Origin of the sequence: Fischerella sp. JS2 (genome assembly GCF_032393985.1) — a bacterium.
GTDB lineage: Bacteria > Cyanobacteriota > Cyanobacteriia > Cyanobacteriales > Nostocaceae > Fischerella.
The window spans coordinates 3,862,773-3,889,399 of record NZ_CP135918.1; the positions used below are offsets into that span (position 1 = coordinate 3,862,773).

General features: G+C 40.1%; 19 protein-coding genes and 1 pseudogene. 15 read left to right on the forward strand and 5 right to left on the reverse strand.

The genetic code is table 11. The features are described 5' to 3' along the window. Positions 1-43 precede the first annotated feature (43 nt). The 7 genes from ntrB (at position 44) to RS893_RS16370 (ending at position 9,556) form a co-directional block, all read left to right on the forward strand. A complete protein-coding gene (ntrB, locus tag RS893_RS16340; RefSeq protein WP_315785216.1) occupies positions 44-883 on the forward strand; it encodes a nitrate ABC transporter permease in 840 nt (279 codons plus the stop codon). Between the two features lie 89 nt (positions 884-972). Beyond that, the gene (locus tag RS893_RS16345) at positions 973-2,976 is read left to right on the forward strand and encodes a nitrate ABC transporter ATP-binding protein (RefSeq protein ID WP_315785220.1); all 2,004 of its coding nucleotides are present in this window, start codon (positions 973-975) and stop codon (positions 2,974-2,976) included. Between the two features lie 100 nt (positions 2,977-3,076). Then, a complete protein-coding gene (locus RS893_RS16350) occupies positions 3,077-3,946 on the forward strand; it encodes a nitrate ABC transporter ATP-binding protein (protein WP_315785222.1) in 870 nt (289 codons plus the stop codon). Positions 3,947-4,709: 763 nt separating this feature from the next. Next, entirely contained in the window at positions 4,710-6,428 is a 1,719-nt protein-coding gene (locus RS893_RS16355; protein ID WP_315785225.1) for a SulP family inorganic anion transporter, read from the forward strand. A gap of 362 nt (positions 6,429-6,790) precedes the next feature. Further along, positions 6,791-8,206, forward strand: a complete 1,416-nt coding sequence (locus RS893_RS16360; RefSeq protein ID WP_315785228.1) for a cation:proton antiporter — start codon at positions 6,791-6,793, stop codon at positions 8,204-8,206. A 320-nt stretch (positions 8,207-8,526) separates the two neighbouring features. Beyond that, complete coding sequence (locus RS893_RS16365) at positions 8,527-9,009, forward strand: HugZ family protein (RefSeq protein ID WP_315785231.1); 483 nt, start codon at positions 8,527-8,529, stop codon at positions 9,007-9,009. Between the two features lie 85 nt (positions 9,010-9,094). Next, a complete protein-coding gene (locus RS893_RS16370) occupies positions 9,095-9,556 on the forward strand; it encodes a hypothetical protein (RefSeq protein ID WP_315785235.1) in 462 nt (153 codons plus the stop codon). 57 nt (positions 9,557-9,613) lie between these two features. On the opposite strand, the gene RS893_RS16375 is transcribed toward RS893_RS16370, so the two are convergent. Beyond that, positions 9,614-10,018 carry a thiol-disulfide oxidoreductase DCC family protein gene (locus RS893_RS16375; protein ID WP_315785238.1) on the reverse strand — a complete coding sequence of 135 codons (405 nt, stop codon included), beginning with the start codon at positions 10,016-10,018 and terminating at the stop codon, positions 9,614-9,616. A gap of 286 nt (positions 10,019-10,304) precedes the next feature. On the opposite strand from RS893_RS16375, the gene RS893_RS16380 reads away from it, so the two are divergent. After that, on the forward strand, positions 10,305-11,357 hold the full coding sequence (locus RS893_RS16380; RefSeq protein WP_315785241.1) for an aldo/keto reductase: 1,053 nt from the start codon (positions 10,305-10,307) through the stop codon (positions 11,355-11,357). A gap of 202 nt (positions 11,358-11,559) precedes the next feature. After that, a complete protein-coding gene (gene dps / locus RS893_RS16385; RefSeq protein ID WP_315785245.1) occupies positions 11,560-12,123 on the forward strand; it encodes a DNA starvation/stationary phase protection protein Dps in 564 nt (187 codons plus the stop codon). 222 nt (positions 12,124-12,345) lie between these two features. Here the strand turns inward: dps and RS893_RS16390 are convergent, their stop codons facing one another. Together RS893_RS16390 and RS893_RS16395 are read right to left on the reverse strand one after the other, a co-directional pair. Next, entirely contained in the window at positions 12,346-12,921 is a 576-nt protein-coding gene (locus RS893_RS16390; RefSeq protein ID WP_315785248.1) for an IS630 family transposase, read from the reverse strand. Continuing rightward, positions 12,912-13,418 carry a helix-turn-helix domain-containing protein gene (locus RS893_RS16395; RefSeq protein WP_315785251.1) on the reverse strand — a complete coding sequence of 169 codons (507 nt, stop codon included), beginning with the start codon at positions 13,416-13,418 and terminating at the stop codon, positions 12,912-12,914. The genes RS893_RS16390 and RS893_RS16395 overlap by 10 nt, the downstream gene beginning before the upstream one ends. A gap of 358 nt (positions 13,419-13,776) precedes the next feature. Here RS893_RS16395 and RS893_RS16400 point away from each other — a divergent pair, with 358 nt between their 5' ends. Beyond that, the gene (locus RS893_RS16400) at positions 13,777-14,493 is read left to right on the forward strand and encodes a pirin family protein (protein WP_315785253.1); all 717 of its coding nucleotides are present in this window, start codon (positions 13,777-13,779) and stop codon (positions 14,491-14,493) included. Positions 14,494-14,724: 231 nt separating this feature from the next. Here the strand turns inward: RS893_RS16400 and RS893_RS16405 are convergent, their stop codons facing one another. Both RS893_RS16405 and RS893_RS16410 read right to left on the reverse strand, forming a co-directional pair. Continuing rightward, the gene (locus RS893_RS16405) at positions 14,725-17,367 is read right to left on the reverse strand and encodes a C1 family peptidase (RefSeq protein WP_315785254.1); all 2,643 of its coding nucleotides are present in this window, start codon (positions 17,365-17,367) and stop codon (positions 14,725-14,727) included. A gap of 281 nt (positions 17,368-17,648) precedes the next feature. Next, positions 17,649-21,179 (reverse strand): AAA-like domain-containing protein, encoded by a 3,531-nt coding sequence (locus tag RS893_RS16410; protein WP_315785255.1) that lies wholly within the window; start codon positions 21,177-21,179, stop codon positions 17,649-17,651. Between the two features lie 503 nt (positions 21,180-21,682). Here RS893_RS16410 and RS893_RS16415 point away from each other — a divergent pair. The 5 genes and pseudogenes from RS893_RS16415 to RS893_RS16430 all read left to right on the forward strand — a co-directional run. Beyond that, positions 21,683-21,826: pseudogene (locus tag RS893_RS16415) on the forward strand (IS4 family transposase); the annotation flags it as partial. Between the two features lie 40 nt (positions 21,827-21,866). Then, the gene (locus tag RS893_RS30325; protein ID WP_396336463.1) at positions 21,867-22,022 is read left to right on the forward strand and encodes a hypothetical protein; all 156 of its coding nucleotides are present in this window, start codon (positions 21,867-21,869) and stop codon (positions 22,020-22,022) included. 757 nt (positions 22,023-22,779) lie between these two features. After that, positions 22,780-23,730, forward strand: coding sequence for a DUF1702 family protein (locus RS893_RS16420; RefSeq protein ID WP_315785258.1), 951 nt, complete (start codon positions 22,780-22,782; stop codon positions 23,728-23,730). Then, positions 23,727-25,703 carry a CRTAC1 family protein gene (locus RS893_RS16425; protein ID WP_315785260.1) on the forward strand — a complete coding sequence of 659 codons (1,977 nt, stop codon included), beginning with the start codon at positions 23,727-23,729 and terminating at the stop codon, positions 25,701-25,703. The genes RS893_RS16420 and RS893_RS16425 overlap by 4 nt, the downstream gene beginning before the upstream one ends. After that, positions 25,703-26,626 (forward strand): RnfABCDGE type electron transport complex subunit D, encoded by a 924-nt coding sequence (locus RS893_RS16430; RefSeq protein ID WP_315785263.1) that lies wholly within the window; start codon positions 25,703-25,705, stop codon positions 26,624-26,626. The genes RS893_RS16425 and RS893_RS16430 overlap by 1 nt, the downstream gene beginning before the upstream one ends. Position 26,627 lies beyond the last annotated feature (1 nt).

Sequence of the window (26,627 nt, forward strand, 5' to 3'; positions counted from 1 at the left end):
TATCTACTATCCTCAAATCATCAACAAATAAAGGAAAAGAGCAATGACAATAGCTAGCAGACGACGTAATAATGCAAATTTTGATAATAGCTTTATTTCCCGCTTTCAAAAACAAATTTCTGATTTTATACCTCCTGCTATTGCCATTATTGTCTTTCTTGTTATCTGGCAGTTATTTTCTTGGTTGCCAGGTGCAACATTACCAGGGCCAATTCAAGTCATTCAAGACACGTGGACATTAATTTTGTACCCCTTTTATGACAAAGGCGGGATAGATAAAGGTTTGTTTTGGCAGATTTGGGCAAGTTTACAACGGGTAGCAATCGGTTACTTTTTTGCTGCTGTCATTGGTATCGCTTTGGGCATTTTGATTGGTATCAATAAAACTATGTCCAAAGCTTTAGATCCCCTGTTTCAACTATTGCGGACTGTACCACCTCTGGCTTGGGTTCCTATTTCCTTGGCTGCTTTGCGACAAAACGAACCCGCAGCATTATTTGTAATTTTCATCACCGCGATTTGGCCAATCTTAATTAATACTGCCGTGGGAGTAAAAGAAATTCCCCAAGACTACAACAACGTTGCTAAAGTTCTCCAACTTTCCAAAAAAGAGTATTTCTTTAATATCCTCATTCCCGCAGCATTACCCTACATTTTTACAGGTTTGAGAATTGCGATCGGTTTAGCGTGGTTAGCAATTATTGCCGCAGAAATCGTCATGTCAGGTATTGTTGGTATCGGCTTTTTCATCTGGGATGCCTATCAAAATAACTACGTGAGTGAGATCATCTTAGCCCTAGTTTATATTGGTGCTGTTGGTTTATTGCTAGATAAACTCATGGCTTGGATTCAAACACTAATCGTACCAGCAGAACAAAAATAGATGGGGAGGTGGGGAGTTGGGGAGCATAACACCCCATCACCCCATCACCCCATCACCCCATTATCCCATCACTTAGGAATTCAGGAATTATGTCTGTTTTTGTTGCTGTTGAGCAAATTGATAAAGTTTTTAATCTCACTGGTGGTGGACAATATATTGCCCTCAAAGGAATTGACCTCCAAATAAAAAAAGGCGAATTTGTTTCCTTAATTGGTCACTCTGGTTGTGGTAAATCCACCTTATTAAATATGATTGCAGGTTTGGATTTACCAACAGAAGGTTTAGTCACCTTAGAAGGTAAACGCATCAGCAAACCAGGACCAGATCGAATGGTGGTGTTTCAAAACTATTCTCTATTACCTTGGCGGACGGTAAGAGAAAACATCGCCTTAGCAGTAGATTCTGTGATGACACATTTGCCTGCGGGGGAACGTCGGGCGATTGTCGAAAAACATATAGATATGGTCGGTTTGCGTCCCCATGCAGACAAACCGCCCGGAATGTTATCAGGAGGACAAAAACAACGAGTAGCGATCGCTCGCGCTTTAGCCATTCGTCCCAAGTTACTATTATTAGATGAACCCTTTGGGGCATTGGATGCCCTCACACGGGGTAACTTGCAAGAACAGCTAATGCAAATCTGTGAAGAAAACGAAGTCACCGCCGTCATGGTGACACACGATGTAGACGAAGCAGTGCTGCTTTCTGACAGAATAGTCATGCTCACCAATGGGCCAGAATCAAAAATTGGTGGCATTCTAGAAGTAGATATCCCTAGACCCCGTAAACGGATGGAAGTAGTTGAACATCCCAGCTACTATAGCTTGCGGAGTGAAATGATTTACTTCCTCAACCAACAGAAACGCATCAAAAAAATTCGGGCGCGCAAAACTACAATTGTTTCTAAGCACGGTTTAGAAAAAGTCAATCTTGAAATCGGCTTTGTACCGCTAACAGCTTGCGCCCCCCTAGCAATAGCCAAAGAAAAAGGCTTTTTTGCTAAACACGGCTTAGATGATGTCAATTTAGTCCGCGAAACCAGTTGGCGTGGTATCGTCGATGGTATGAGTGGCGGATATTTAGACGCAGCCCAAATGCCTTCTGGGATGCCAATGTGGTTAACTTTGGGAGGAAATGATAACCGACCTCTACCTGTTGTTACCTCCCTAACAATGACACGCAATGGTAATGCCATTACCTTAGCAAAACGTTTTTACGACCAAGGCATACAAACCGTTGCAGAATTCAAACAGTATCTGAAGAGTACCCGTACCGAACCCCATATCATGGGAGTGGTACATCCTTCCTCAATGCATAGTTTACTTTTACGTTACTGGCTAGCAGCAGGAGGCGTTGACCCTGACGCCGATGTCGATATTAAGACCATTCCGCCAGCCCAGATGGTAGCCGACTTACAAGCTGGAAGTATCGATGGTTACTGTGTAGGCGAACCCTGGAACTACCGCGCTGCTTCTGAAGGTATTGGCTTTACCATCGCTACAGACTTAGAAGTTTGGTTAGGACACCCAGGTAAAGTTTTAGGTGTACGGGAAGATTGGGCAGCAGCTTATCCTAACACCAATATTGCCTTGACTAAAGCTTTACTAGAAGCTTGCTATTACTGTTCACGTCCAGAAAACGCCGAAGAAATTCGCCAGATTTTGGCGCAACGGGAATATGTCAGCACCGATATGGAGTACATCCAAATCGAAGATCCGAATAACGCCACTTGTGACTTAGACCATCCCATGCGGGAATATGCTCACCACCAATTTTACGGAGAATCTGCGATTAACCGCCCCAGTCGCACAGAACAGATATGGATTATGACCCAATTAGCGCGTTGGGGTGAAGTGCCTTTCCCCCGAAATTGGGTAGAAATTGTCGAACGAGTATGTCGAGTCGGTGTGTTTAGTACAGCTGCCCGTGAATTGGGTATGGATATTAGTTATACCCGTCAACCAATCAAACTGTTCGATGGCACTAGCTTTAATGCTGATGACCCGATCGCTTATCTTAACAGCCTCAGAATTAGACGTGATTTTTCAGTTGCCGAAGTTATTCTTGACACACCAGTTAGGAGAGTAGCCTAATTTCAGGGACAAGGGAGACAAACCAGACAAGAGGGACAATATTGTTACTCCCCACACTCCCCATACTCCCCACACTATACCCTATTCCTACCTATCCACCATGCAAAACCGTAACTTTACAATTACCGATACCACTACAAATACCCTGGGAAGACCTCTAGCAACTGCAACTTCTAACCGTAAACCTTACTTAGAAATTAAAGACGTTAGCAAAGTCTATCCCACCAAAAATGGCCCTTTTACTGTATTAGATGGAGTCAACCTCAACGTCGGTGAAGGTGAATTTATTTGCGTTATTGGTCACTCTGGTTGTGGTAAATCTACCCTTCTCAACATGGTATCTGGGTTCAACCAACCAACCAATGGGCAAGTTTTGCTAGAAGGAAAACCCATTACTAAACCAGGACCAGATAGAATGGTCGTATTCCAAAACTATGCGCTATTACCTTGGCGGACTGCTTTTGAAAATATCTACCTAGCTGTCAACGCGGTTCATCCTAACAAGTTGGAAGCGGAAAAATCAGCAATTGTCAGGGAACACTTGGCAATGGTGGGGTTAGCAGACGCTATGGATAAGAAACCCACCCAAATGTCCGGTGGTATGAGACAACGGGTTTCCATTGCCCGTGCTTTAGCAATTCGTCCAAAAGTTTTGATTTTAGATGAACCTTTCGGGGCGCTGGATGCCATTACCAAAGAAGAGTTACAGGAAGAACTGCTGAAAATCTGGAACGAAAACCGTTGCACAGTTTTGATGATTACCCATGACATCGATGAAGCCCTGTTTTTAGCAGATAAGTTGGTAATGATGACTAATGGGCCCCGCGCTAAAATTGGCGAAGTCATGGAAATTCCATTTTCCCGTCCTCGTGACAGATCCCGGATTATGGAAGATCCGCAATACTACAAATTGCGTAACTATGCCCTAGATTTCCTATTTAATCGTTATGCCCACGATGATGTAGGATAGCCAAGTGTAGAGGCGGGTTTATCGAAACAGTCTATTAATTGGATAAACTCGCCTGTCTGTTTGAATTGGAACTAATTGTATTTGCTGAATGTCTTTGTAGCTAATGTTAAAAAAGTATTTATGATCAGCTTAACTCATGGTTAGTATAGATAATTAACAATGCATAAATTCTTTGAGTCGGAATTCCTGACGATACATAAATAATTATTTATCAAAACTATATTATTTTTTATTTAAGAATAATTGCCTAAACATTAACTTATTGGGCAGTAAAAGTTGTATGCTATTTTATATCAAAGTTAAATACGTTTGACGCATAAGTGCGGTTTTTGGGAACATCTGCGAAATTACAAATTAAATAGCGGGAGTCTGCTTTTTAAGCTCAACTCGACGCAAGCGATGCTTGCAATTTAAACAAGCAGACTGAGAGCAAGAAATAAATTTTATTTCTTGTAGTATTTTGCTTGCGATACAACTGTCTTCATATATCTTGTACAAAGCTTGATTTTTGCCAAAACTGTCCCAGAATAACAACTGCTATTTACCTCAAAAACAGATTATTTCATGCCAGTTGCACAGGTGAATCGGCTATTTACTGCTATATAAAAATATCTACCAAAACTTGATTATAGCATAATAGCAGGGAGCTTAAGCAAGTAAGTTTTTGAGGTTTGAGGCAAGTGCATATTTTGGCATATTTGAATGCTAAATCCAAGCTAAAAGTTAGTGAATTCACAGTTCTGTTGTGATTACATCCCCATTCATGCAACTGACTAATACGATTCATTTCCGAAATTTACGTGGCGATCTTTTTGGTGGTTTAACAGCTGCGATTGTTTCTTTACCACTCGCGTTAGCCTTCGGTGTCGCCTCTGGTGCTGGAGCTGAGGCTGGTCTTTACGGTGCTGTTTGTGTCGGGTTTTTTGCGGCACTGTTTGGAGGTACACCGACCCTGATTTCTGAACCAACGGGGCCGATGACCGTAGTCATGACTGGAATTGTCGCCACAATGACTGCAAATAACCCAGACAATGGCTTAGCAATGGCATTCACTGTGGTGATGCTAGCAGGGATATTTCAAATTTTATTTGGCGTATTCAGGCTAGGGAAATATGTTACCCTCATGCCCTATAGTGTGATTTCAGGCTTTATGTCAGGAATTGGAGTCATTTTGATTATTTTGCAAATTGCTCCTTTTGTCGGACAGCCTAATCCTAAAGGTGGGGTACTGGGAATGGTGCAAAATCTGCCCCAACTCCTATCAAATATTAATCCCATTGAAACTTTTTTGGGAGTGCTGACACTGGCAATTATTTTCTTAATGCCGTCGAAATTGAAGCGCTATGCCCCTCCCCAATTAGTGGCATTAATTGTCGGTACTGTAGTTTCTCTGCTTTTCTTTGGTAATGCAGAGATCAGACGCATTGGTGAAATTCCGATGGGTCTGCCAGAATTACAAATGCCCAAATTTACTGCCTCCCAAATCACCGTCACGATCATTGATGCGGCAATGTTGGGAATGCTGGGATGTATTGATACTTTGTTGACTTCGGTGATTGCAGACAGCTTGACTCGCACCGAACACAAATCTGACAAAGAATTGATTGGTCAGGGTATTGGTAACTTAGTTTCTGGTATATGCGGTGGGCTACCTGGTGCAGGCGCCACAATGGGAACCGTAGTAAATATTCAAACAGGAGCAAGAACAGCTTTATCTGGTATAACTAGGGCAATTATTTTGCTAGTTGTGATCCTGTGGGCTGCGAATCTGACCGAAAGTATTCCGATGGCGGTGTTAGCAGGTATTGCACTCAAGGTCGGTATTGATATTCTCGATTGGAGTTTCCTCAAACGCGCTCATCAAGTATCCCTGAAGGGAACAATCATTATGTATGGGGTGATGTTCCTGACAGTGTTTGTGGATTTGATTGTAGCTGTTGGCGTTGGGGTGTTCATTGCTAATATCTTAACCATTGAACGTCTTTCTAACTTGCAATCTGAAGAAGTTAAGACTATTACTGATGCGGATGATGCCATTGTTTTGAACGAACAAGAAAAGCAGTTGTTAGATCAAGCCAACGGACGGGTACTGCTGTTCTACTTAAGTGGACCGATGGTTTTTGGAGTTTCCAAAGCGATCGCTCGTGAACATAATGCCATCAAAGACTGCGATGTTGTTATTTTGGACTTGAGTGATGTACCTTTGTTGGGTGTCACAGCTTCACTAGCGATCGAAAATGCGATCAGAGAAGCAGTTGAAAAAGGTCGGCATGTATTTATTGTTGGTGCAACTGGTAAAATTAAGCGACGGCTAGAAAAATTAGGCATTATACAACTATTGCCTCCACATCACTTACTGATGGATCGTAGAGAAGCACTTCAACAAGCACTTATTTTAGTGAATGGTTACGCAGCCGAGACAAGTACTTCTGCCAGCACCAGATATCGAACTGATTTTGGTGACACTGCTGTAGTTCAGTAGTACCTGAGGAAGAAAGGCACACAGAGGGCAGTCCCAATGAAAAAATTGATCGCCAATCATGAAAAACCTCACCCCGGCTACGCCACCCCTCTCCTGACTAAAGAGAGGGGAAGGGGGGGCCCACTCCCCTAAGGGAGTGGGGATTAGGGGTGAAGGGGCTGTTCTTGTGAGGTGACTTTCAAGTCACAACACACAAAGAAGGAAACAATTGGTTTATCCCTCTGTGAAAAGAGTATCCAGCCCCTAAAAGCTTCCTTCTTTAGAACAATAAACAACAAGAGACGTTACATTCAACGTCTCTACAAAATCTAAAATTACACCTGCATTCGCAACCTGAGTAAGTCGCTACAGAGACGTAAAAAATGATTTTTCCAGAATTAATAGTTAATTCAGTTACTTGGGTATCTTCCTGGAGTTCTGAGTTACAGTTTCCTGTATTAGCAACAGCAACCGAATCAGAATATGCTCCTGTTGTTCTTACCGGAGTATTACTGAGTTTAGTTGTAATTTATCTTGCCAGTAAACTTGGCGGTGAATTATCAAGGATGATGGACTTTCCGCCAGTTTTAGGGGAATTGGTTGGTGGAGTTGTAGTTGGTGCTTCCGCCTTGCATTTGTTGGTATTTCCTGAAAGTGGTGCGATCGCTTCCGACTCGCTGATTATGAAGGTACTGCAATATATTGATCATCTCAGTCCAGAAGCAGTAAATTCTGTTTTTCAAAGTCAAAGTGAGGCGATTTCGATTCTGGCTGAGTTGGGTGTAATTGTCCTCTTATTTGAAATTGGTTTGGAGTCAGACCTCCGAGAACTCCAGAAAGTTGGTTATCAAGCAGCAATAGTAGCATGTGTTGGGGTCGCTGTTCCTTTTGTTGCTGGGACTGCGGGACTGATGTTTTTCTTTCACACCGCAGCAATTCCCGCTATTTTTGCTGGTGCAGCACTAACCGCTACAAGCATTGGTATTACCTCCAAAGTTTTATCAGAACTTGGACATCTCAAATCTCGAGAAGGTCAAATTATTGTTGGCGCTGCTGTCATTGATGATGTTTTGGGTATTATTGTTTTGGCAGTAGTGGCAAGCCTGGCTAAAACTGGCGAAGTAGATATTTTGAACGTGATTTACTTGATTGTCAGCGCTACTGTTTTTCTCATCGGTTCAATTTTCCTGGGCAAATTCTTTAATAAAACCTTTGTCACCATTGCTGATAAACTGCAAACACGCGGAAAACTTGTTATTCCAGCATTTATCTTTGCATTTTTCATGGCTTTTATTGGCAACGCCATCCATTTAGAAGCAATTTTAGGTGCGTTTGCTGCTGGATTAGTTTTAGATGAAACCGATAAACGCAAAGAATTAGATCAGCAAGTAATTCCTATCGCCGATATTTTAGTACCGATTTTCTTTGTGAGTGTGGGTGCGAGAGTTGATTTAGGTGTCCTCAATCCTGTTGTTCCTGAGAATCAACAAGGATTAATCATTGCGATCTTTTTAGTAGTAGTGGCAATTATTGGCAAAATTGTCACAGGTTGGTCGGTGTTTGGTCAACCCGGAGTTAACCGCTTGGCGATCGGTGTCGGGATGATTCCCCGGGGTGAAGTAGGTTTGGTGTTCCTGGGTATTGGTGCAGCTAGTGGTGCGATCGATAAACCTCTGCAAGCAGCGATTATTATCATGGTAATTCTTACGACTTTTTTAGCACCGCCTTTCTTACGGTTGGCATTCAAACAGTCAGTAGAAACGGAAGAGTTAGTTGAACCAGCTGATTTGATTGGGTAATTTTCACTTCTGTCTTCAACCAGCTAAGCACTCTGAAAAGCTGTTGTGTATTTATGATGCATAACGGCTTTTTCTTTTTTCTGTTCTAATACCATTTTACGTACAGGTTTGGGTAAAATTGTAGTGTTTTTGAAACGCAGAGGATCGCAAAGGAAAGCGCAAAGGTGGGCAGCGCGTTGCGGGGGTTCCCCCCGTTGTAGCGACTGCTGTCGCGCAGAGTTCTGCTATAGGTTTTGGAGTAAGTGAGATGTCGATTGAAGTGGAAGCAAAGGAAATGGCAACATGAGGGGGAAGCTTATTAGTTTATCCCTTGTTGTTTTATGAACAGTCTAGAACAAGCCCAGACGGAATATGAAGCTTTTATTCAAACGTGTCAAAGTGCTATCATTGCTACAGCTGACGGGCAAGGAATACCAAATGCTAGCTATGCTCCGTTTGTAGTTGATGAGTTCAAGAATATCTATATATATATTAGTGGTCTGTCAACTCACACCCAAAACTTAGTTGTTAATCCTCATGCTAGTGTAATGGTGATCGAGGACGAGGATAAAACAGAGCAAATTTTTGCCCGTCGTCGTTTAACTTTTGAGTGTACAGTAGCTTTGATTGAGCGTGATTCCGATATGTGGCGGGAAATTATGAATCATTTTCACGCTCGTTTTGGTGAAATTATGGAAGTATTGAGTGGCTTACAAGATTTTCGCATGTTCAAGCTCACTCCCAAAGAGGGACGCTTTGTAATTGGTTTTGGTGCGGCTTACTTTATTAGTGGTGATGACCTTAATAAACTAAAAGGTCGTTAAGAGGGAACAGCGAACAGGGAACTCGTCATCTAAAGAAGTCATAATTTGTTAGATTGCAAAAACAGATGAATTGATGAGGAGAAACATGCGATTTCTACTGTGCGGAGTCATTGCTAGCTTAGGAATTTTACCATTGCCAGCTTTAGCGCAGACACAAAACCAGCTATCCGATGCCCAAGTTGCGGCGATGGTAGAAGCATTGCGACTAGCTGCACCTAAAACAGGTAAAGCCAACGATGGCTACTACAGCGATTGGCAAGTTAAACCAGAAACCCTCAAAGGTTGGTCAAGAAATTGTCTGAAAAAAGAAGTAACACCAATACAATTTGAAAATAGTCCGGAGTTAGCACGTCAAGTTGTTTCATGTATTGTGCGTCGTGAGTTAAATAATCAGTACGCAGCTACTAAGAATAATGAAATCAGTGCTGTGCGTGGGACTGCTTGTTGGTGGATGACTGGTAGTTACACAGGCTGCAACAGTGGTTTTACTGGTACTTATGTACAACAGGTAGTTGGTTATTATCAACAACAGCGTTCTAAACGTTAAAAACGAACGGGGAACAGATAACATTTCCATGTTCTCTGTTCCCTCTGATAACTCACTTCAAAATTTGCAATTATTTTCAGCACAATATACTGATTGATATGTACTAGAACGCTTACCAAACAGACTATAACGATTGTCGCGGATTTGTTCGTAAATGCGATCGCCTGCCCATTTGACTCCAGGTAAAGCCCGATACGCATCCACAAAAATACTACCAAATGGTAATATACGGCCAATTTCTTCCGCCGCCGCACTACCCTGCCAGCGTTGTTCCGGCGCATTGGCATTAATCAAAATCATACCCAACTCACAATCTTGGGGTGTAATTCCCCACTCTTGGAGAGTTTGCTGATCTTGCATGGAGATGTAGCGAAACTGGTTTCCCTGATCTAGATTTTCTAGTAGTTGCACCAAGGTAACGCAAAGATTGCAGTTTCCGTCGTAGATTACGTAGTAGTTCATAGTGGTCAGTTATCAGTGATCAGTTCTCAGTTATCAAGGCTATTTGCTCTATGTACTCTATGTACACTTCTTACCAACAAACAGCAAATAACTAAGCAAATATCCACCAAAAGTAAGATATTTGGATTTTTAGCAAGAACAGACAAGACAAGCATACGGGTGTCCGCTAAACTCTTCTTGAGCAAGTAATCTTATTTGAAAAAAGATTGCGACACATTGATATCGCAAACGCTTATCCAATTAATGTTTCACAATCCAAAATCCAAAATCGTATAAGAGGGTAGTCATGAGATATAAACTCTTGGGTAAAAGCGGGTTACGAGTCTCTGAACTCTGCTTAGGAACCATGACTTTTGGCGAAGACTGGGGTTGGGGAGCATCTCAAGATGAAAGCCGCAAAGTCTTTGATGCTTTTGTAGAAGCTGGTGGTAATTTTATTGACACTGCCAATGGTTACACCGATGGATCTAGTGAAAAGATTGTTGGTGAATTTATTGCCTCGGAACGGGAACGCTTTGTCGTTGCCACAAAGTACTCGTTTCCTTTACAGATGAATGACCATAAAGGCAATCCTAATGGTAGTGGCAATCATCGCAAAAACATGATAGAGTCCCTTGAAGGTAGTTTGAAACGCCTCAAGACTGACTATATTGATTTGTTCTGGTTGCACGCTTGGGATTTTATGACGCCCGTTGAAGAAATTATGCGTGCTTTTGATGATTTAGTACGTCAAGGAAAAGTATTATACATTGGAATTTCCGACGCACCTGCGTGGGTAGTTTCCCAAGCCAATACTATGGCACATTTTCAGGGCTGGACGCCATTTGTAGCTCTCCAAATTGAGTATAATTTATTGCAACGCACTCCGGAGCGAGATTTACTACCAATGGCGAAAGCCTTTGACTTGGCTGTATTACCGTGGTCTCCTCTAGGTGGTGGCGTATTAACAGGTAAATATAACAAGAGTCAGGGCAATGGTAACGAACAGGGAAGACTCTCTAGTACTGCTGGCGGAAATATTTCCGAACGTGCTTTAGCGATCGCCGAAGTTGTTACCCATGTTGCTCAAGAAATCGGACGTATACCCTCTCAAGTTGCACTGGCTTGGTTACGCGCTCAAGCTGGTGTCATTATCCCAATTATTGGGGCGCGGAAGGTATCGCAGATTCAAGATAATTTAGCTTGTGTTGACATTAATCTGTCACCAGAACATCTACAACGTCTCAACGAAGTAAGCCAAATTGAACTTGGTTTTCCCCATGATTTCTTGCAGAATGAAGTCATACGCGATCGCCTTTTCGGTGGCACATTTAACCTGATAGACAATCATCATTCTTAATGTTAGTGGTTAATTGATATTGGTTAGTAGTACCACTAACTACTAACTACTAACTACTAACTATTTTCTAGAATGCAATTATTTTATATCGATAAAGGAAAAATACCATCTACCGCCAGAGAGTTTCGTACGGCAGCGTACAATCTGTAGACTTGTTTTGTCGATCAAAAACAACAGAACTAGAACAAAGAGAGTTAGGACTATGGCAGATAAGCTTTCATCACGTCTTTACCCCAGCCGCATTGACCTTCCTGCTGATGCACGCGTCAAAATTGTTGAACTTCTCAATCAAACTCTAGCCGCAACAACAGATTTGAAAACTCAGACAAAACAGGCGCACTGGAACGTCAAAGGAACCGACTTCTACCAACTGCACGAATTGTTTGATGAAATTGCAGATGAGTTGGAAGAGTATGTCGACATGTTTGCAGAAAGAATCACCGCTTTAGGTGGTTATGCTTGTGGTACAGCTCGGATGGCAGCAGCTAATTCAATTTTGCCAGAATATCCAGTTGATATTTTGGATGGTATGCAGCATGTTACCGCATTGGCAGAGCGCTTTGCACCCTATGCTAAGCACATCAGACAAGCGATCGACACAACCAATGATTTAGGTGATGCAGATACAGCCGATCTTTACACCGAAGTCTCTCGCACCATTGACAAGCGACTGTGGTTCTTAGAAGCTCATTTGCAACCAGCAGAAGTGAAATCAGAAAATGGTGCTACAGCTGCTACAACTAAAGCAAAAGTTGCTGCTAAATAATTAAGACAATGTAGTTATTAGTTAGTAAGTAGAGACGCGATGTTCCTCGCGTCTGTACATTATTAGTTAACAGTTATTTGCATATATAGTAAATAATTGCCAAAAATCAACAAACAACAAATTTTTTAGGTACGTTATGCTCAATGTAACGTACCATTTTTTATACTTTATCTGTTGATTGTAATTTAATGTAATGAGGATAAAAAGAATAGTAATACCAATTCAAAAAATGTTTGCGACAGATAAGGCATTGAGGATGAAGTCATAACCAGTCAAAGAAGCAGCAATTTGAGGAGTGAGGAGAGCTAGGAGTTGAGCAACCTTGGTTTGCAGATGCTCCAGGTGATCAAATAGCTCCCATTTCAAGTCTTGCTTGAGATATTCCCAAACGCGCTCTATGGGATTCAGTTCAGGAGAATGAGCAGGCTGGAACAAAAGAACAATATTCTCTGGAATTTGTAAACGTTTAGCTTTATGAAATAAGCCGTTATCAACTTGGAGAATGTTAAGTGATTTGGGATAACAGGCAGCGAACTCGTTCAAAAATTGTTGGTAGCATTCGGTATCAACATGAGAAAACTGCCAAAATAAACTTTCCCCAGTAAGTGGTTCAACTGCTCCATATAGCCAGAACGCTTTAAATTGCCACTGCCAATCACCAATAGGCTTAACTCCGGGAAGAGTAATTTTACGTCCTTCAATGGTTTTGAGTCCAAATCGACTCTCATCTTGTACAAAATAACGAATATTTTCGTACTGGGGCAAGATAATGGCACTGTATTGAGCAATTAATTGCAAGTCATCACCGAGTTTTTTTTAAAAGACTCTAGTTTTTCTTCGTCCTGTTTTCGGTTACGCGGACGTGGGACTTTCAGCTTGGCTTTGAGCCTGTAACGTGCCAGATGATGTACAGTTGCGTACTCAGCTTGCACACCCAAGGTTTTTTCTAACCAATGTTGTATTTGTGTGTACCGTTGAAACCCACCTTCTGGTTGTTCGAGTTGTTTTTTCAAACTCGATACAGCCCAATCTGGTATTGCTCTTTTTCGACCTGAACTCGTTCCAAATTCAACAACCGCCTCAATTCCTCCTTCTCGATAATCTGCCAACCATCGATGTACTGTAGCTCGATGTTTTCCCAAGATTTTAGCAATCTCACTTACACTCATTTCTTGCCCTTTAATCAGATATAGGGCTTGTATACGTTCTTTGCTCCGAGACTGTTTTTGATGTCTGAGCAACTTCTCTAGTTCCTCGACACTATCAACTATCTCGATCTGTGTTACCCCTACCATCACATACCCTGAATGCTACTTCTGTCTATTTTTACCATCTGTCGCATTCTTTTTTCAAATTGGTATAACTTTTTGGTAACTCCCTTACTTTTAAGTATCTACTTTTCATTTTGAAGACATATACTCTAATATTGAAATAGGTAAAAACCAGGGAAAAATAAATCAGCAGTTCATACTTGCGTTATTGATATTTAATTAAGAGCAATTTAACCTCTGGTGAAATATATGTAAACAGATGAATTTTAAGCAATATAGCGGTTTGCAAAGTGTCAATTATGTATGTAAATCACTTCAGATCGTAATTAGCAAACTCAAAAAAACAAATTCATACAAATATATAAATTCCAAGGAGTAGACTATGGTTTCCAACGCTAAAACCCATCTCATTCATGATAGAAATGCACGTGGTCGTACCCAAACAGGCTGGCTCGATAGTTATCATACATTTTCTTTTGGTAACTTTTATGATCCTAATCGTATGGGATTTCGTTCTTTGCGTGTAATTAATGATGATCGTGTGGCGCCTGGTGCAGGTTTTCCTACTCATGGTCATAAAGACATGGAAATTTTCACCTATGTGCTAGAAGGAGCCATAGAACATCAAGATAGTTTAGGTAACGGTTCAGTCATTCGTCCAGGAGAAGCACAAATTATGAGTGCTGGAACTGGTATTTTACATAGTGAATTTAATCCATCTAAAACTGAACCAGGCCACTTCTTACAAATTTGGATTCTTCCTAATCAAAAAGGACTGCAACCTAGATATGATCAAAAGGCTTTTCCTCTTGAAGAAAGAAAAGGTAAATTACGCTTAATTGCTGCCAAAGATGGGCGTGATGGTGCTGTGAAAATTTTCCAAGATGTTGATTTGTACACATCTGTTTTGGAAGCTGGTGATGTTGTCAATTATCAGATTTTGCCTCATCGTTATGGTTGGTTGCAAATTGCTAATGGTATCGCCAAATTAAATGGTGAAGAACTTCGTGCAGGTGATGGTGTGCAAATAAATGGCGAAGAACAACTAGAAATCAGCACTGATATCGGTGCAGAAATCTTGTTGTTTGATTTGGGTTAAATTGTAGCAGTTCGTAGTGAGCGCTTCAGCGTTCACTACAAAACTTTTTATAGTTAAACTAGTGGATTTGGAAAATTTGTCCAGAGATTTACTATGCCATCTTTAGCAGGAAAAGTTGCAATTGTGACGGGTGCATCGCGGGGAATTGGACGTGTGATCGCATTCAAATTTGCACAACAAGAAGTATGAATAAGTGGGGAATAGTTATGGGTTTTGTTGTCTCAAACTATCTCATCTCCCTGTCCCTGATTCTCCTCCTTGTCCTGTACCTGGGGGTCCTCCACCTGTTCCTGATCTCCCAAAATTACTTTCATCAAACCACTCAGCCTTCAGAAGTGACCACCAAGCAGCTGTTAGTCCAGCTAATACGTAGTCGTAGGGAAGCCACCCGTAACCCTCTACTCCCCATTCAGTCCCCCAAGAGTTTCTAATTAAGAATGCACCTTTTGAGTAGTATCTGCGATCGCTACACTGAATAAACTTGTAATCATCATAGCCAACCGCAACGACAGTGTGTCCACCAATAACTTTGTCTTTTTGAGGATTGGGATATGCAATCCAACCCTGATTGTAATTAGAATTATCGTAGGCAGAAGAATACATTGTAAATCCGAAAATGCAAGGAAAACCTGCTGCTAAAACAGCCTTAATCTGAAATAGCAGACTTTCTGTGGTAATGCCAGCGTAATCTAAAAGAAAGTATTTAAGTGATTGGTAATTCTGAGCATAAGCATAGCAATAAGGAGGTGGTTCTTCGTCTACTTGATCTTCTTCATAAGGCCATGCTTCTTCTGGAGGAACACCAAATAAAGCTAGTACTTTCATTGTTTCTCGTATAGATGCTCCCACGTCTCCTTGAACATTCATTTTATTGCGTGCAGCTTTGTATAGAAATAAAGGAGAAGCATCTATAAACTTACCAAAATTTCTATTTTCCAAATATTCTAATAAAGCGATCGCTGCAAATGCTGTGCATGAATTCAGCGAACCTTGATCTCTAATTGGAGAAAACCAATAGCTTAAATCTATAACACTTGGAATCAGGAAGAATGGTTTTTTATTATTTTTAATATTCTTTTGCTTATATAAATTTAATTCTTTAATAAAACTGTTATTTACTATAGGTATTTCTAAATCTAAAGTTGGAAACAGTTTTAATTTTTCTTCTCTACTTACGTCTTTAGGTAATAAGGAGAAGTTATCATAATTAACTAGCTGATCTATTTCAAATACTTCCTGTTTGTCGAAAATATTAGCCTCTCCTTCTTCATATATATTGGTCATTTTTCTATTTTTGTTAACAAAATTGAGATATTTTTTTAATAAAAAATAAAAAACTATACTACTAACATGTTTTTTAATAATAGTGTTAATATCTATTTCTATAAATTCTTGTTCTACAAATGCATTAATTTGCTGTTGAATTATGTATAAGATTTTATTAATTTTATTTTTTTCCGAAAGTTTAGATTTTGTGATTATAAGAATATATGAAGTTAGTATAAGTATAATATTTCTTCGTTGTTCTGCAAGAGAATATATTTCCAATCGTAATAAAGAAATTGTTTTAGCAATTGCATTTTTAGCTAATTCTTTTTTACTACACCCCAATTCCAGATTATAAGTCTTGGATTGTTCTTCTTGAATTAAGACATTTTCCAATATACTAAAACCTTGTTCTATCAGTTCTTCAAAAGATAAGTTTTTCCAATTAGCTAATGGTGAAATATTTTGCAGAATGAATGAAATTACTGGCTCAATTACATAAGAATTCTGTACTACTTCAACAATATCACTAAATTGAGGTAAAAATGAATTGTAATTTTGATTCTTTAAATTTATGATTATACTCATATTCTTTATGAGACTCTGTTCTGAATCAACATATTTATTTTTAAAATATTCTTTCCTAATATCTTTAACTGGTTGAAAAACTTTTTCTTCAACTTCAATATTTTTTAAAAATTCATCTTCAAAAATACTTTCATAAATCTGCCGAAAACTCCTCTGATTGGGAGTAGAGTATTCTTGACATATCTGGTGAGCAGATTTAAATATTAAAGTTTCTATAATCTTATCAATTGCTTGACTTGGTATTAACGAGGTAACAGAAAAAAATCTAATCTTAGATAGAGTTTTTTGTTGATTTTGATTTTGTCCTTTATCTTTGTAATCTCTATAAGATTGTTGAAGTTGTGATAACTTTTTATAATCAGAAAAATACTCGTTTAAGGTAGTGTAAGTTTCAAGTCCTACTATGCCATCTTCCTTAATTTTAGTAAGTAATTGAAATTGCTTCACAAGGTCTTTAGCAATTGGATCATAAGTTTCGTTTCTCATCCAACCTGCTATCCAATTTACAACTTGTGCTGGCTGAGTGAAATCCACTAAATTATTTTGTCTGTCTTTAACTTCTTTAGAAGGTGATAAATAGTCTCCTATTAATAAAACACCAAGGTATTTCTTTAATTCAACTACCTGCTTTAAAAGTATACTTTCATATGGAATTTTATTTAAAGTATGCTTGGCATTGTTCTGATCCTGTTTCCACTCATCTCTTAAAAGTCTATGAACTCTAATTTTAGCAAATAAAATACCACCAAATATTTGGTTTGTAATTGCGTCGATTTTGAGTTTTATATGATTTTTATCTTCTTTCTCATTTCTCTGAATTTCAATTAATAAACTTAATAAACCTTTAATAATATTTTCAAAATTTCCGGTCCTTTCTTCTATTTTGAGTCTTAATTCATCTTTGAGAGAATTTTCTTTATTTGAATTGTAGTCACGCAGGTCTGGATAATCTGGAACCCAACCAAGTCCTTTCTTTGTGATATCAGTGTTTGATTTTTGTTGTTTTGCTTTATCTGCCATGATGATCTTCCTTTATGAAAGAGTGTATAAAAAATTGGTAGTACGAATCAACGATTGGATACTTCGCTAACTCTTCAAATATTTTTTCTATATCTGAATGGGTGCAAGTAATATAATTTATGCACTTGTGAAATATCAACGGAAAAATGCTTACAAATTGCTTATTCCAGGTAAAGCTAAATCACCAAGCATGAAATTTTCTCCGTGTCCCCGCATCAATATTTATTTTTATTTATTTTTGGCGATCGCACTTCTTATCAGTAATAAAATTAACAAATAATTCACCTTTGAATTTCATGACAAAAATTATTAACCTCTTTTGGAGAATCCTGATTATTCTTAAGGTAGTCACTCAACCAATAGCATCCACGTTTGATAAACTTGTCCAGACTGAAATTCTCTACATTCCATAAAAGTGCTGTTGTGTCTGTACTTCCAGTAATAAGCCATTTGCTATCAAGACTGAAGCTAACTGAATTTACGGCATCATGATGCCCAATGAGAGTAGTAATTAATACACCCCTAGATGTCCAAAATTTTATTGTACCGTCATCACTGGCAGTCGCCAGAATTCGACCATCAGGACTAAAATTTAAATCCACAACACCAGCAGTATGACCTTTTAAAGGCTGATTTAAAAGCTGACCATTTTGATTCCACAACTTGACGCTACCATCTTCACTACAAGTAGCAAGAATTTGATTATCTGGGCTGAAACGAATGTTGTAAATTGGGGAATTATGTGCTTGCCAGGTACGCAATGGTGTTGCGTTAGGACTCCAAAGTTTGACTGTTCCATCCCAACTTGCAGAGGCAATTATTTTGCCATCAGAACTATAACTAACTCCATAAATCGGTGCATTATGTTGTAAATTATGTAAGACTCTGCCTTGTTGATTCCAAATCTTTACAGTTTTGTCACGACTAGCAGAGGCTATACTCATGCCACTAGGACTAAAACTAAGATTGGTTACAAAACCTGTATGGTCTGTAAATGGTGGTTTAATTGGCTGTCCCTGCAAATTCCAAAGTCTGATTGTTGTGTCGTTACTACCACTGGCAATGATTTTGCCATTTGGGCTGAAACTAACACTAGCCACAGGCATAGAATGTCCTATAAGACTTTTGAGTTCTTGCCCTTGCAAATTCCATAGTTTTACTGTTCTGTCACCACTTGCAGTTGCGATCTTTGTGCCATCATTATTGATGTCAACGCTGTAAATAGGGTCTTTATGCCCAGAAAAAGTAGTCAGCCAGTTATTAACTCGCCAAAGTTTAACCGTTTTGTCATTACCAGCAGATGCAAGAATCTGTCCATTCGGACTGAAACTAATGCTGTTAACTCGACCTTTATGTCCCTCTAAAGTTTGTAAAACTGAACCATCTCGACTACGCCATAACTTCACTGTTTCATCCCAGCTAGCAGTAGCAATAGTCTGACCATTAGCGCTGAACTTAACATCTCTGACTTCAAGTGCATGTCCTTGCAGAAGCAGTTTTTTTTTCGTGATTAAATTCCAAATAATAACTGTGGTATCGTTACTAGCAGAGGCAAGTTTTTGACCATCGGGACTAAAGCTGACACTAAAAACAGGAGCTCTATGTCCTTTAAAAGTATCAATCAAATTACCTTGAAGGTTCCAGAGTTTCACACTCTTGTCATCACTAGCTGTAGCAATCTTCTGACCATCAGGACTAAAACTGATACCATAAATTTCCCGATCATGAGCTTTCCATGCTTTTAATAAAGCACCATTCGCTCTCCACAATTTCACTGTTTTATCTTCACCAGCAGTGGCCATAGTCTGACCATCGGGGCTAAAACTTACACTCCAGACAACTCCTTTGTGTCCTTTGAGAGTTGTTATCAGCCTACCATCCCCATGCCAAAGTTTTGCGGTTCCATCCCGGCTAGCAGTAGCAATGATTTTACTATCGGGGCTAAAACTTACATCTACAACAGGCTCAATATGCCGTAGTGTTACGAGTTCCTTGCCATCGGAACTCCAAAGTTTAGCTGTATTATCAAAACTGGCAGTTGCAATAATTTTACCATCAGGACTAAACCTGACTTTTTGAACGTAACCTTTGTGTTTCTCTAAGCGGTTACTTTCTCGAATCCAATAAACTGCACTGAAAACTTCCATGACTTGAGGTAGAAGCTTAGGATCATTTCTCAACCAAACAGAGTCCTGTAAAAGTTTTCCTGCTCTCATCGCATCCACTAGCGGCTCAAATGAACTGCGATTGAGGCTAAAGTTTGCTTTTGAAGATGATAATAAAGCTTGAATTTGACCTTTATCTGCTGCTTTCCACTTTTGGACAGCGATCACAGCCATAGTCGTAATGGTAATTAAAGATGTGATCGCCACTAAAGTGATTTGCTTTTGAAATTGAGCTTGTTGTTTAGCCTGCTTTGCTGCGGCTTCTGCCCGTGTGGCTGCGGCTTCGGCGCGTGATGCTGCTGCTTGTGCTGCCAAAATTTTCTCAACTTCGCGCTTTTCTACTTCCTGGCTAGCAGCTAAAAACTGATAATCTAAATCACTTAAACTTTTACCTGTTGCCCATTTCAAAGCATTTTGCAAGTTTTGTCCCCGCAACAAGCATGATTCATCTTGACGTCCAGAAGCTACCCAGCCATTAAGTAAGTCTGCGTAAGGACGTAGTTTTGCTAATTCCTTTTCACACCATTGTTGATTAAAAACTTGCTCATATATGCGGTTATATATTAGCAGTTTGCGATCGCGCTCTACTACCAACCCCGTCAGCCGTAGTTCGGTATGCTCCGGACTGTCATCAACTACAATCTCTCCCTGCTGTAAAATTTGCTGACATAAGCCCAACAATCTACCAGTACGCCTTTCCCCACTTCGCAGAATCCTGTCTCTAATAGTCTTCAAATGCTCTGGTTCATCTTGTGCTTCCCAATTTTCAATGATCCGCTTTCGCACCAAATGCTCAATCCACTCTCCTATTTGGGATTCTTCTTCTCTGCGTCCCCGCGTCTTCGCGTCTCTGTGTCTTTTTATTTCCTCTAGCAGTAATTTACAAACCTTCTGAGTTAAAAACGGCTGTCCTCCTGTCCAGTACAACACAGATGACATCACCGTTTGCGGTTCGCCTAACACTGTGAGTCCCATTGCCAGGGGTTCAGTTTCTGCAAGTTGGAAACCTGTTAAACTAATTGCTCGACCAATATTAAAGGGTGTTCGTCGCCGATCTTGAATCAAGTCTGAAGGTGTAGACACTCCTAAAATTGCAAACGTCAAACGCTGATAAACTTCTTGATCGGCTCGACGATTATAGCAGTCGCGGATAACTGCAAAAAAATCATCCACATTAAATGCCAAACTCAAAATACTGTCAATTTCATCGATAAAAATAACTATATTTGTAGTAATTGCTTTTAGTAATATAGTATCGATAAACTTGCTTAACTTCTGGACTGGTGAGATTAAATTATTTTCTGTCCACCAGGTTTCCAAATCAAAGTTGGTATAAAGATTAAAACTATTAATTAAAGTATCAATGACCCCTGCATACCACTGTTCTGGAGTAATATCTGCGGTTCCGATCGCAGTAATATCTACAACAGCACAAATAAATCCCTCTTGTTGCAGACGCCGCATCACCTGTACTCGCAAGCTGGATTTTCCCATTTGGCGAGAGTTGAGGACATAACAGAACTCTCCAGCCTTCAAACCCTCATACAGGTCGTAATCTGCTTGACGTTTGACATAGGTAGGAGCATCCTGGGGAAGGCTACCCCCGACTTGGTAATTGTAAAAACTAGGTGGGAAGCTCTTGTCCATCAGCCACCTATCAAAAATAAGTTGAATTAGCCAATCATACCTCTATAATTAGTGAGATTTATTAGTTGCGTAATGTAAGTTGGTATTGGCGCCATCATGCGATTCTAATTTCAAATATGATGCGATCGCCACATAGAAGGATGGATAACATACATCTTGCACCTCGCCCCATCCGTGAAAGTTTAAGATAAAGCACCTTTTGTCAATCAGCTAAAATACTCAAAGCTCTTTTAATGAACATGATAATCGTAGTAAGGGGTGGGGGGAAGGAGGCGAGCGTCGCTCGCCTCCCCCAATATTTAATTATCATTATCAAATGAGCTTTGAAAAGTTGAAATATTCAAGAAAAATATATTGTTACGACAGAATAATTTTGTAAGTACTGGGCAACATTGTTATGTAAATTCAATGATTAAACGAGGTGATGAAAAGTTTGGTCTACCGCCATGCCCAAGCGACAAAAACAAAACTCTGACCACGCACACAAATATAATACTCCTACTATAGATAATGAGGCTATTTCTCAGCAATTAGAAGCGTTATTAACTCCAATAATTTTTGCTCAACAAAGATATTACAAACAGTTAGAATGCCGAGATAGAATTCTGAATTTATCGTTCATGGTAGCAGCAGTATTAAGGTTTATACATTTTTTTCTTACCACCTTACTCGCCCCAAATTAACCGTATTGAAGATGAGTGGTTACACCTCAAACGTAACGAGATTTCTGCACAAATTTTTGATGATGAGTATGAACTTGCGCTTGCTGTGATTTATGGTACTGAAAATCGGGCTAATAAAGGTAATTACTCTGTCCAGCGTTTTATATTTAATCATGTCTAGCTACTTAATCGTCTCATTTGTGCAATGAACCAATTTAAACCCTTTTTTGCTTCTGGATGATTTTACTTATTTACTACTTGCTTATCTCGGAGAGTGACAGAAGAGGGTTAAGTTATCAAGACGTTCAGGGAAGCTCTAGCAACTTCAGTGGTACTCAAATTACTAGTAATAGCTTAGTACGTCCAATTGGTATTACTGCCATACCAGTGCCAGATAGGGAAAATTTCAATTCTAAATTCCGTCGAAGTTGCTCTCATCAAAAAGGAGGCAAGGATGATCACATTTTTTTGAATGGCGGTTGAGCAACTCACAGTGCAGAAGCAGTAGCACTTAACAAAATACAAAGCAAACGTCTGTGACTCTCTGCATGATTCTCTAGCTAATTACAGAAAGTGATAATTAGTAATTATTATTCATTAACTGTTTTAAATCTTTTTATTATCTGCTTAACTGTCTTAAATATCCTCTTAACTGTCTTAAATATCCTCTTAACTGTCTTAAATATTTTCTTAACTGTTCTCTTAACTGTCTTAACTTTTCTCTTATTGCTATTGTATTTTATTGATGAAACTGAGATTATTTTTTTACTAAAGTTATAAACAGTTTGAGATTAAAAAAATCAGTTAATTTCATCAAAAATGCATTAATGCATTTTAGCTAATCAAAAGAACAGAGTTGGCTCTAGCCAATCCGAATAATATTAGCAAAGCTATTGAATATAACACATAGCCTTTTAACAAAAAAAGGAATAAGACTAGTGAAAATTTTACAACAATTAATTAAAGAAATTTTAAAAATTCCACCCGCAGAAACTAATTTTGAACGGCGTGGATTTTATAAAAATAACAGTCAAATCGAAAAACATTTAGAAAAAGTAGGATATACATTTCTCCTCGGCTATCATGCAGCTATTAAGGATGAAGGTTTAAAAGCCTTAGAGTTTGAACTCAATCAGGTGGAATTAGAACTTCGTGGATTTGCTTTTGAAGGAGCAGGGATGGGTTTAGCTTTATTAGATATAATAACTCCCTGGAATAAAAAGCGGCTGCAATTATATTTAGAAGGCTTTGGCTCATCTCATATATACATGGCACATGTCGGTATTGGCTGGGTTTTAGCTAGGTTACATCGAAGGATTGAAAAAACTTTGGAGCAATTAGATCCTCTATTAGGTTGGTTGGCGATCGATGGATATGGTTTTCATGAGGGTTACTTTCATTGGCCTCAATCTATAGAAAAACAACAGGTTCCCAAAGCCATTTATGGGTATGCCTGTCGAGTTTTCGATCAAGGATTAGGTAGAAGTCTCTGGTTTGTGAAAGGTGCTGATATTGATCAAATCTTAGAAACTATTACTAACTTCTCCAAAGAGCGCCATGCAGATCTTTGGAGTGGTGTAGGTCTTGCCTGTGCTTATGCTGGTGGTGTAGACCTTTGGACGATAAAATCTTTACGAGAAGCAGCAAAATCTTATCAGCCTCAATTAGCCCAAGGAGCAGCCTTTGCTGCTAAGACACGGCAGAGAGCTAGAAACCCAGCAAAGCATACAGAGCTTGCTTGTGAAATACTGTGCGGCTTGTCTGCTGCTAATGCTGCGGAAATTACTGATGCTGCTCTAGCGCAGATATTACCAAACGGTAGCGAACCAATGTATGAGGTTTGGCGACGCAGAATTCAGGCTAAATTTACCCAGGAGATCCTAGTATGAAGTTCTGGATAGCTTTCATACAGCGCCATGCCAAGCGCATAGTGGCGAGTTCTTTAATTTTTGTATTATTCTGGCTGGTTCGATTACCAGAGTTATCTGATGTAGAACGCAACGCACTCACTAGCCACTTTAATTTTGCACGATCGCCCTTACCAGAGTTAGTAGGTTACTCATCTAATACTAAACGAGCAGTTCATCCTAGTTTAAACCGTCATTCAGCTTGGACTTCTTCTGTAGGTGCATCCGTAGCATTAAACGATCTGGATAAAGACGGATTATCTAATGATGTTTGCTACGTAGACACAAGAATTAATCAGATTATTATTGCACCAGTTCCGGGAACACCCAACCGTTATCAGCCTTTTACTCTAGAGCCAATCTCACTGCCTTACGATCGCACAACAATGGCTCCTATGGGTTGTTTGCCTGGAGATTTAAATGAGGACGGGTTGATTGATATCCTGGCCTATTACTGGGGACGAACTCCGATCGCATATCTGCAAAAACAAACAGTAGGTAAAAACCAATTGCAGTTATCTAGCGATCGCTACGTAGAACGCGAACTTGTGCCAAACGGTGAGCGATGGTTTACCAATGCTGCTACCCTTGCCGATTTAGATGGTGATGGACATACTGACCTAATCATTGGTAATTACCACCAAGATGAGGCGCGAATTTTAGATGTTAGTGCCTCTGGGCGCGAACAAATGCAACATTCCATGAGTAGAGCTAAGAACGGTGGGAGCAGTCGATTTTTTCTGTGGACAGGAGCAACAACAGGAAAAGAGCCAACAGTGCAGTTTCAAGAAGCTAAAGATGTTCTCGATGAGTCAATCAAACATAGTTGGACTTTAGCTATTGCAGCAGCAGATCTTGATGGGGATTTACTACCTGAAGTTTACTTCGCAAATGATTTTGGCCCCGATCGCCTATTGTACAATCGCTCCCAACCAGGAGAGTTGCGTTTTGCCCTCCTAGAAGGAAAAAGAGGCCTCACTACTCCCAGATCGAAAGTTCTTGGTCGTGACAGTTTCAAAGGAATGGGCGTAGATTTTGGCGACATCAATCATGATGGGTTACTCGATATTTATGTCAGTAACATTGCTTCTGAATATGCTCTAGAAGAGAGTCACTTTCTGTTTACCAGCACGGGCAATATTGAGTCTATGCAGCAAGGTATCGCTCCCTATATTGATCGCAGCGAACCAATGGGTGTATCCCGTAGTGGCTGGGGTTGGGAATCAAAGTTTGGTGATTTTGATAATGATGGAACTCTCGAAGCATTGCAAGCAACAGGCTTTGTCAAAGGAACAGTCAATCGCTGGCCAGAGTTGCACGAGCTAGCAATGGGAAACGATGACCTTTTAAGAGATTCTCGCTTTTGGCCTCGTTTGCAATCTGGTGATGATTTAAGCGGCCATCAACACAATCCATTTTTTGTCATGGCACAAAATGGTCGTTACTATGACTTGGCTCAAGACTTAGGAATTGACACGACAGAAGTTAGTCGAGGTATTGCGACAGCCGATGTAGATGGTGATGGAGATTTGGATTTTGCCACAGCTAATCAGTGGGAAACTTCTTATTTCTACAAAAACAAGAGCAATAAAGCTGGAGCATTTTTGGGTCTTCACCTTCTACGCGAACTTGGTTCAACAACATTAACTGATACAGTTGTGCGTTCTGGTCATCCAGGAATGGAGGTAATTGGACAACCTGCGATCGGTGCGACTGCAACCGTTCATCTAGCGGATGGTCGCCAGTTAATTGCTCAGGTAGATGGTGGAAATGGTCATTCTGGCGATCGCAGTCCCGACCTACATTTTGGATTGGGTCAGTTATCGCCGAAAACTCAAATCCAAGTCGATTTGCGCTGGCGGGATCTGAATGGACGAATTCGTGAAAAATCCCTGCACTTAGAACCTGGTTGGCATACCGTGTTGCTAGGTGGATTATCCAAAGAGGAGGCTTAATGACGACAATAGTTAGTTGGAGTAAAGCAGATCGTTTAGGGGGATTGCGGCGCTTTGCGATCGCTATTACACTCCTCAACTTATTAGGGCATTCCTTTCTAGGGTTTGAGCAATCCTGGGCGCAACCTCTGGTGGCGTTAGCAACTACATACAGCGTGGAAATTTTGCTAGAAGTAGTTGAAGCTGTAGTACAGAAGCGCATTCCGCATTTTATTGGTGGAATACAACAATTTATTGATTTTCTGCTGCCCGCACATATAACAGGGTTAGCTGTGGCAATGCTACTTTATGCTAATGAGCAGTTATTCCCTATCATCTTTGCATCTGCGGTGGCGATCGCTTCCAAAGCCATGTTTCACACTGCTGTCGGTAAAAGTAATCGCCATTTTTTCAACCCCTCCAACTTTGGGATTACCGTAACTCTGCTGCTCTTTCCTTGGGTGGGAATTGCACCTCCCTATCAATTCACAGAGAACCTGAGTGGTATGGGAGATTGGTTGTTACCAGGGCTGATCGTGATTACAGGAACGTTTCTCAATGCCCGTTTTACTCGTCGATTACCTTTGATTGCGGCCTGGTTAATTGGGTTTGTCATTCAAGCATTGCTGAGAAGCTTCATTTTTGGTACACCGCTTGTTCCCGCATTAGTACCGATGACAGGTGTGGCATTTATTCTCTTTACCTTTTACATGGTGACAGACCCTGGTACAACACCCGTTGACCCTAGAGAGCAAATTTTATTTGGAGCCGGAGTTGCTGCAACCTATGGAGTTTTGATGGTTTCCCATATTGTCTTTGGACTTTTCTTTGCTTTAACTATTGTCTGTGCAGTTCGCGGGATTCTTCTGCAAGTGCAGACAATGATCAAACTGGAAGAACCAGCAAACATGGTTCCGGCATCAGCCACAGCAGTGGAGGTATAAA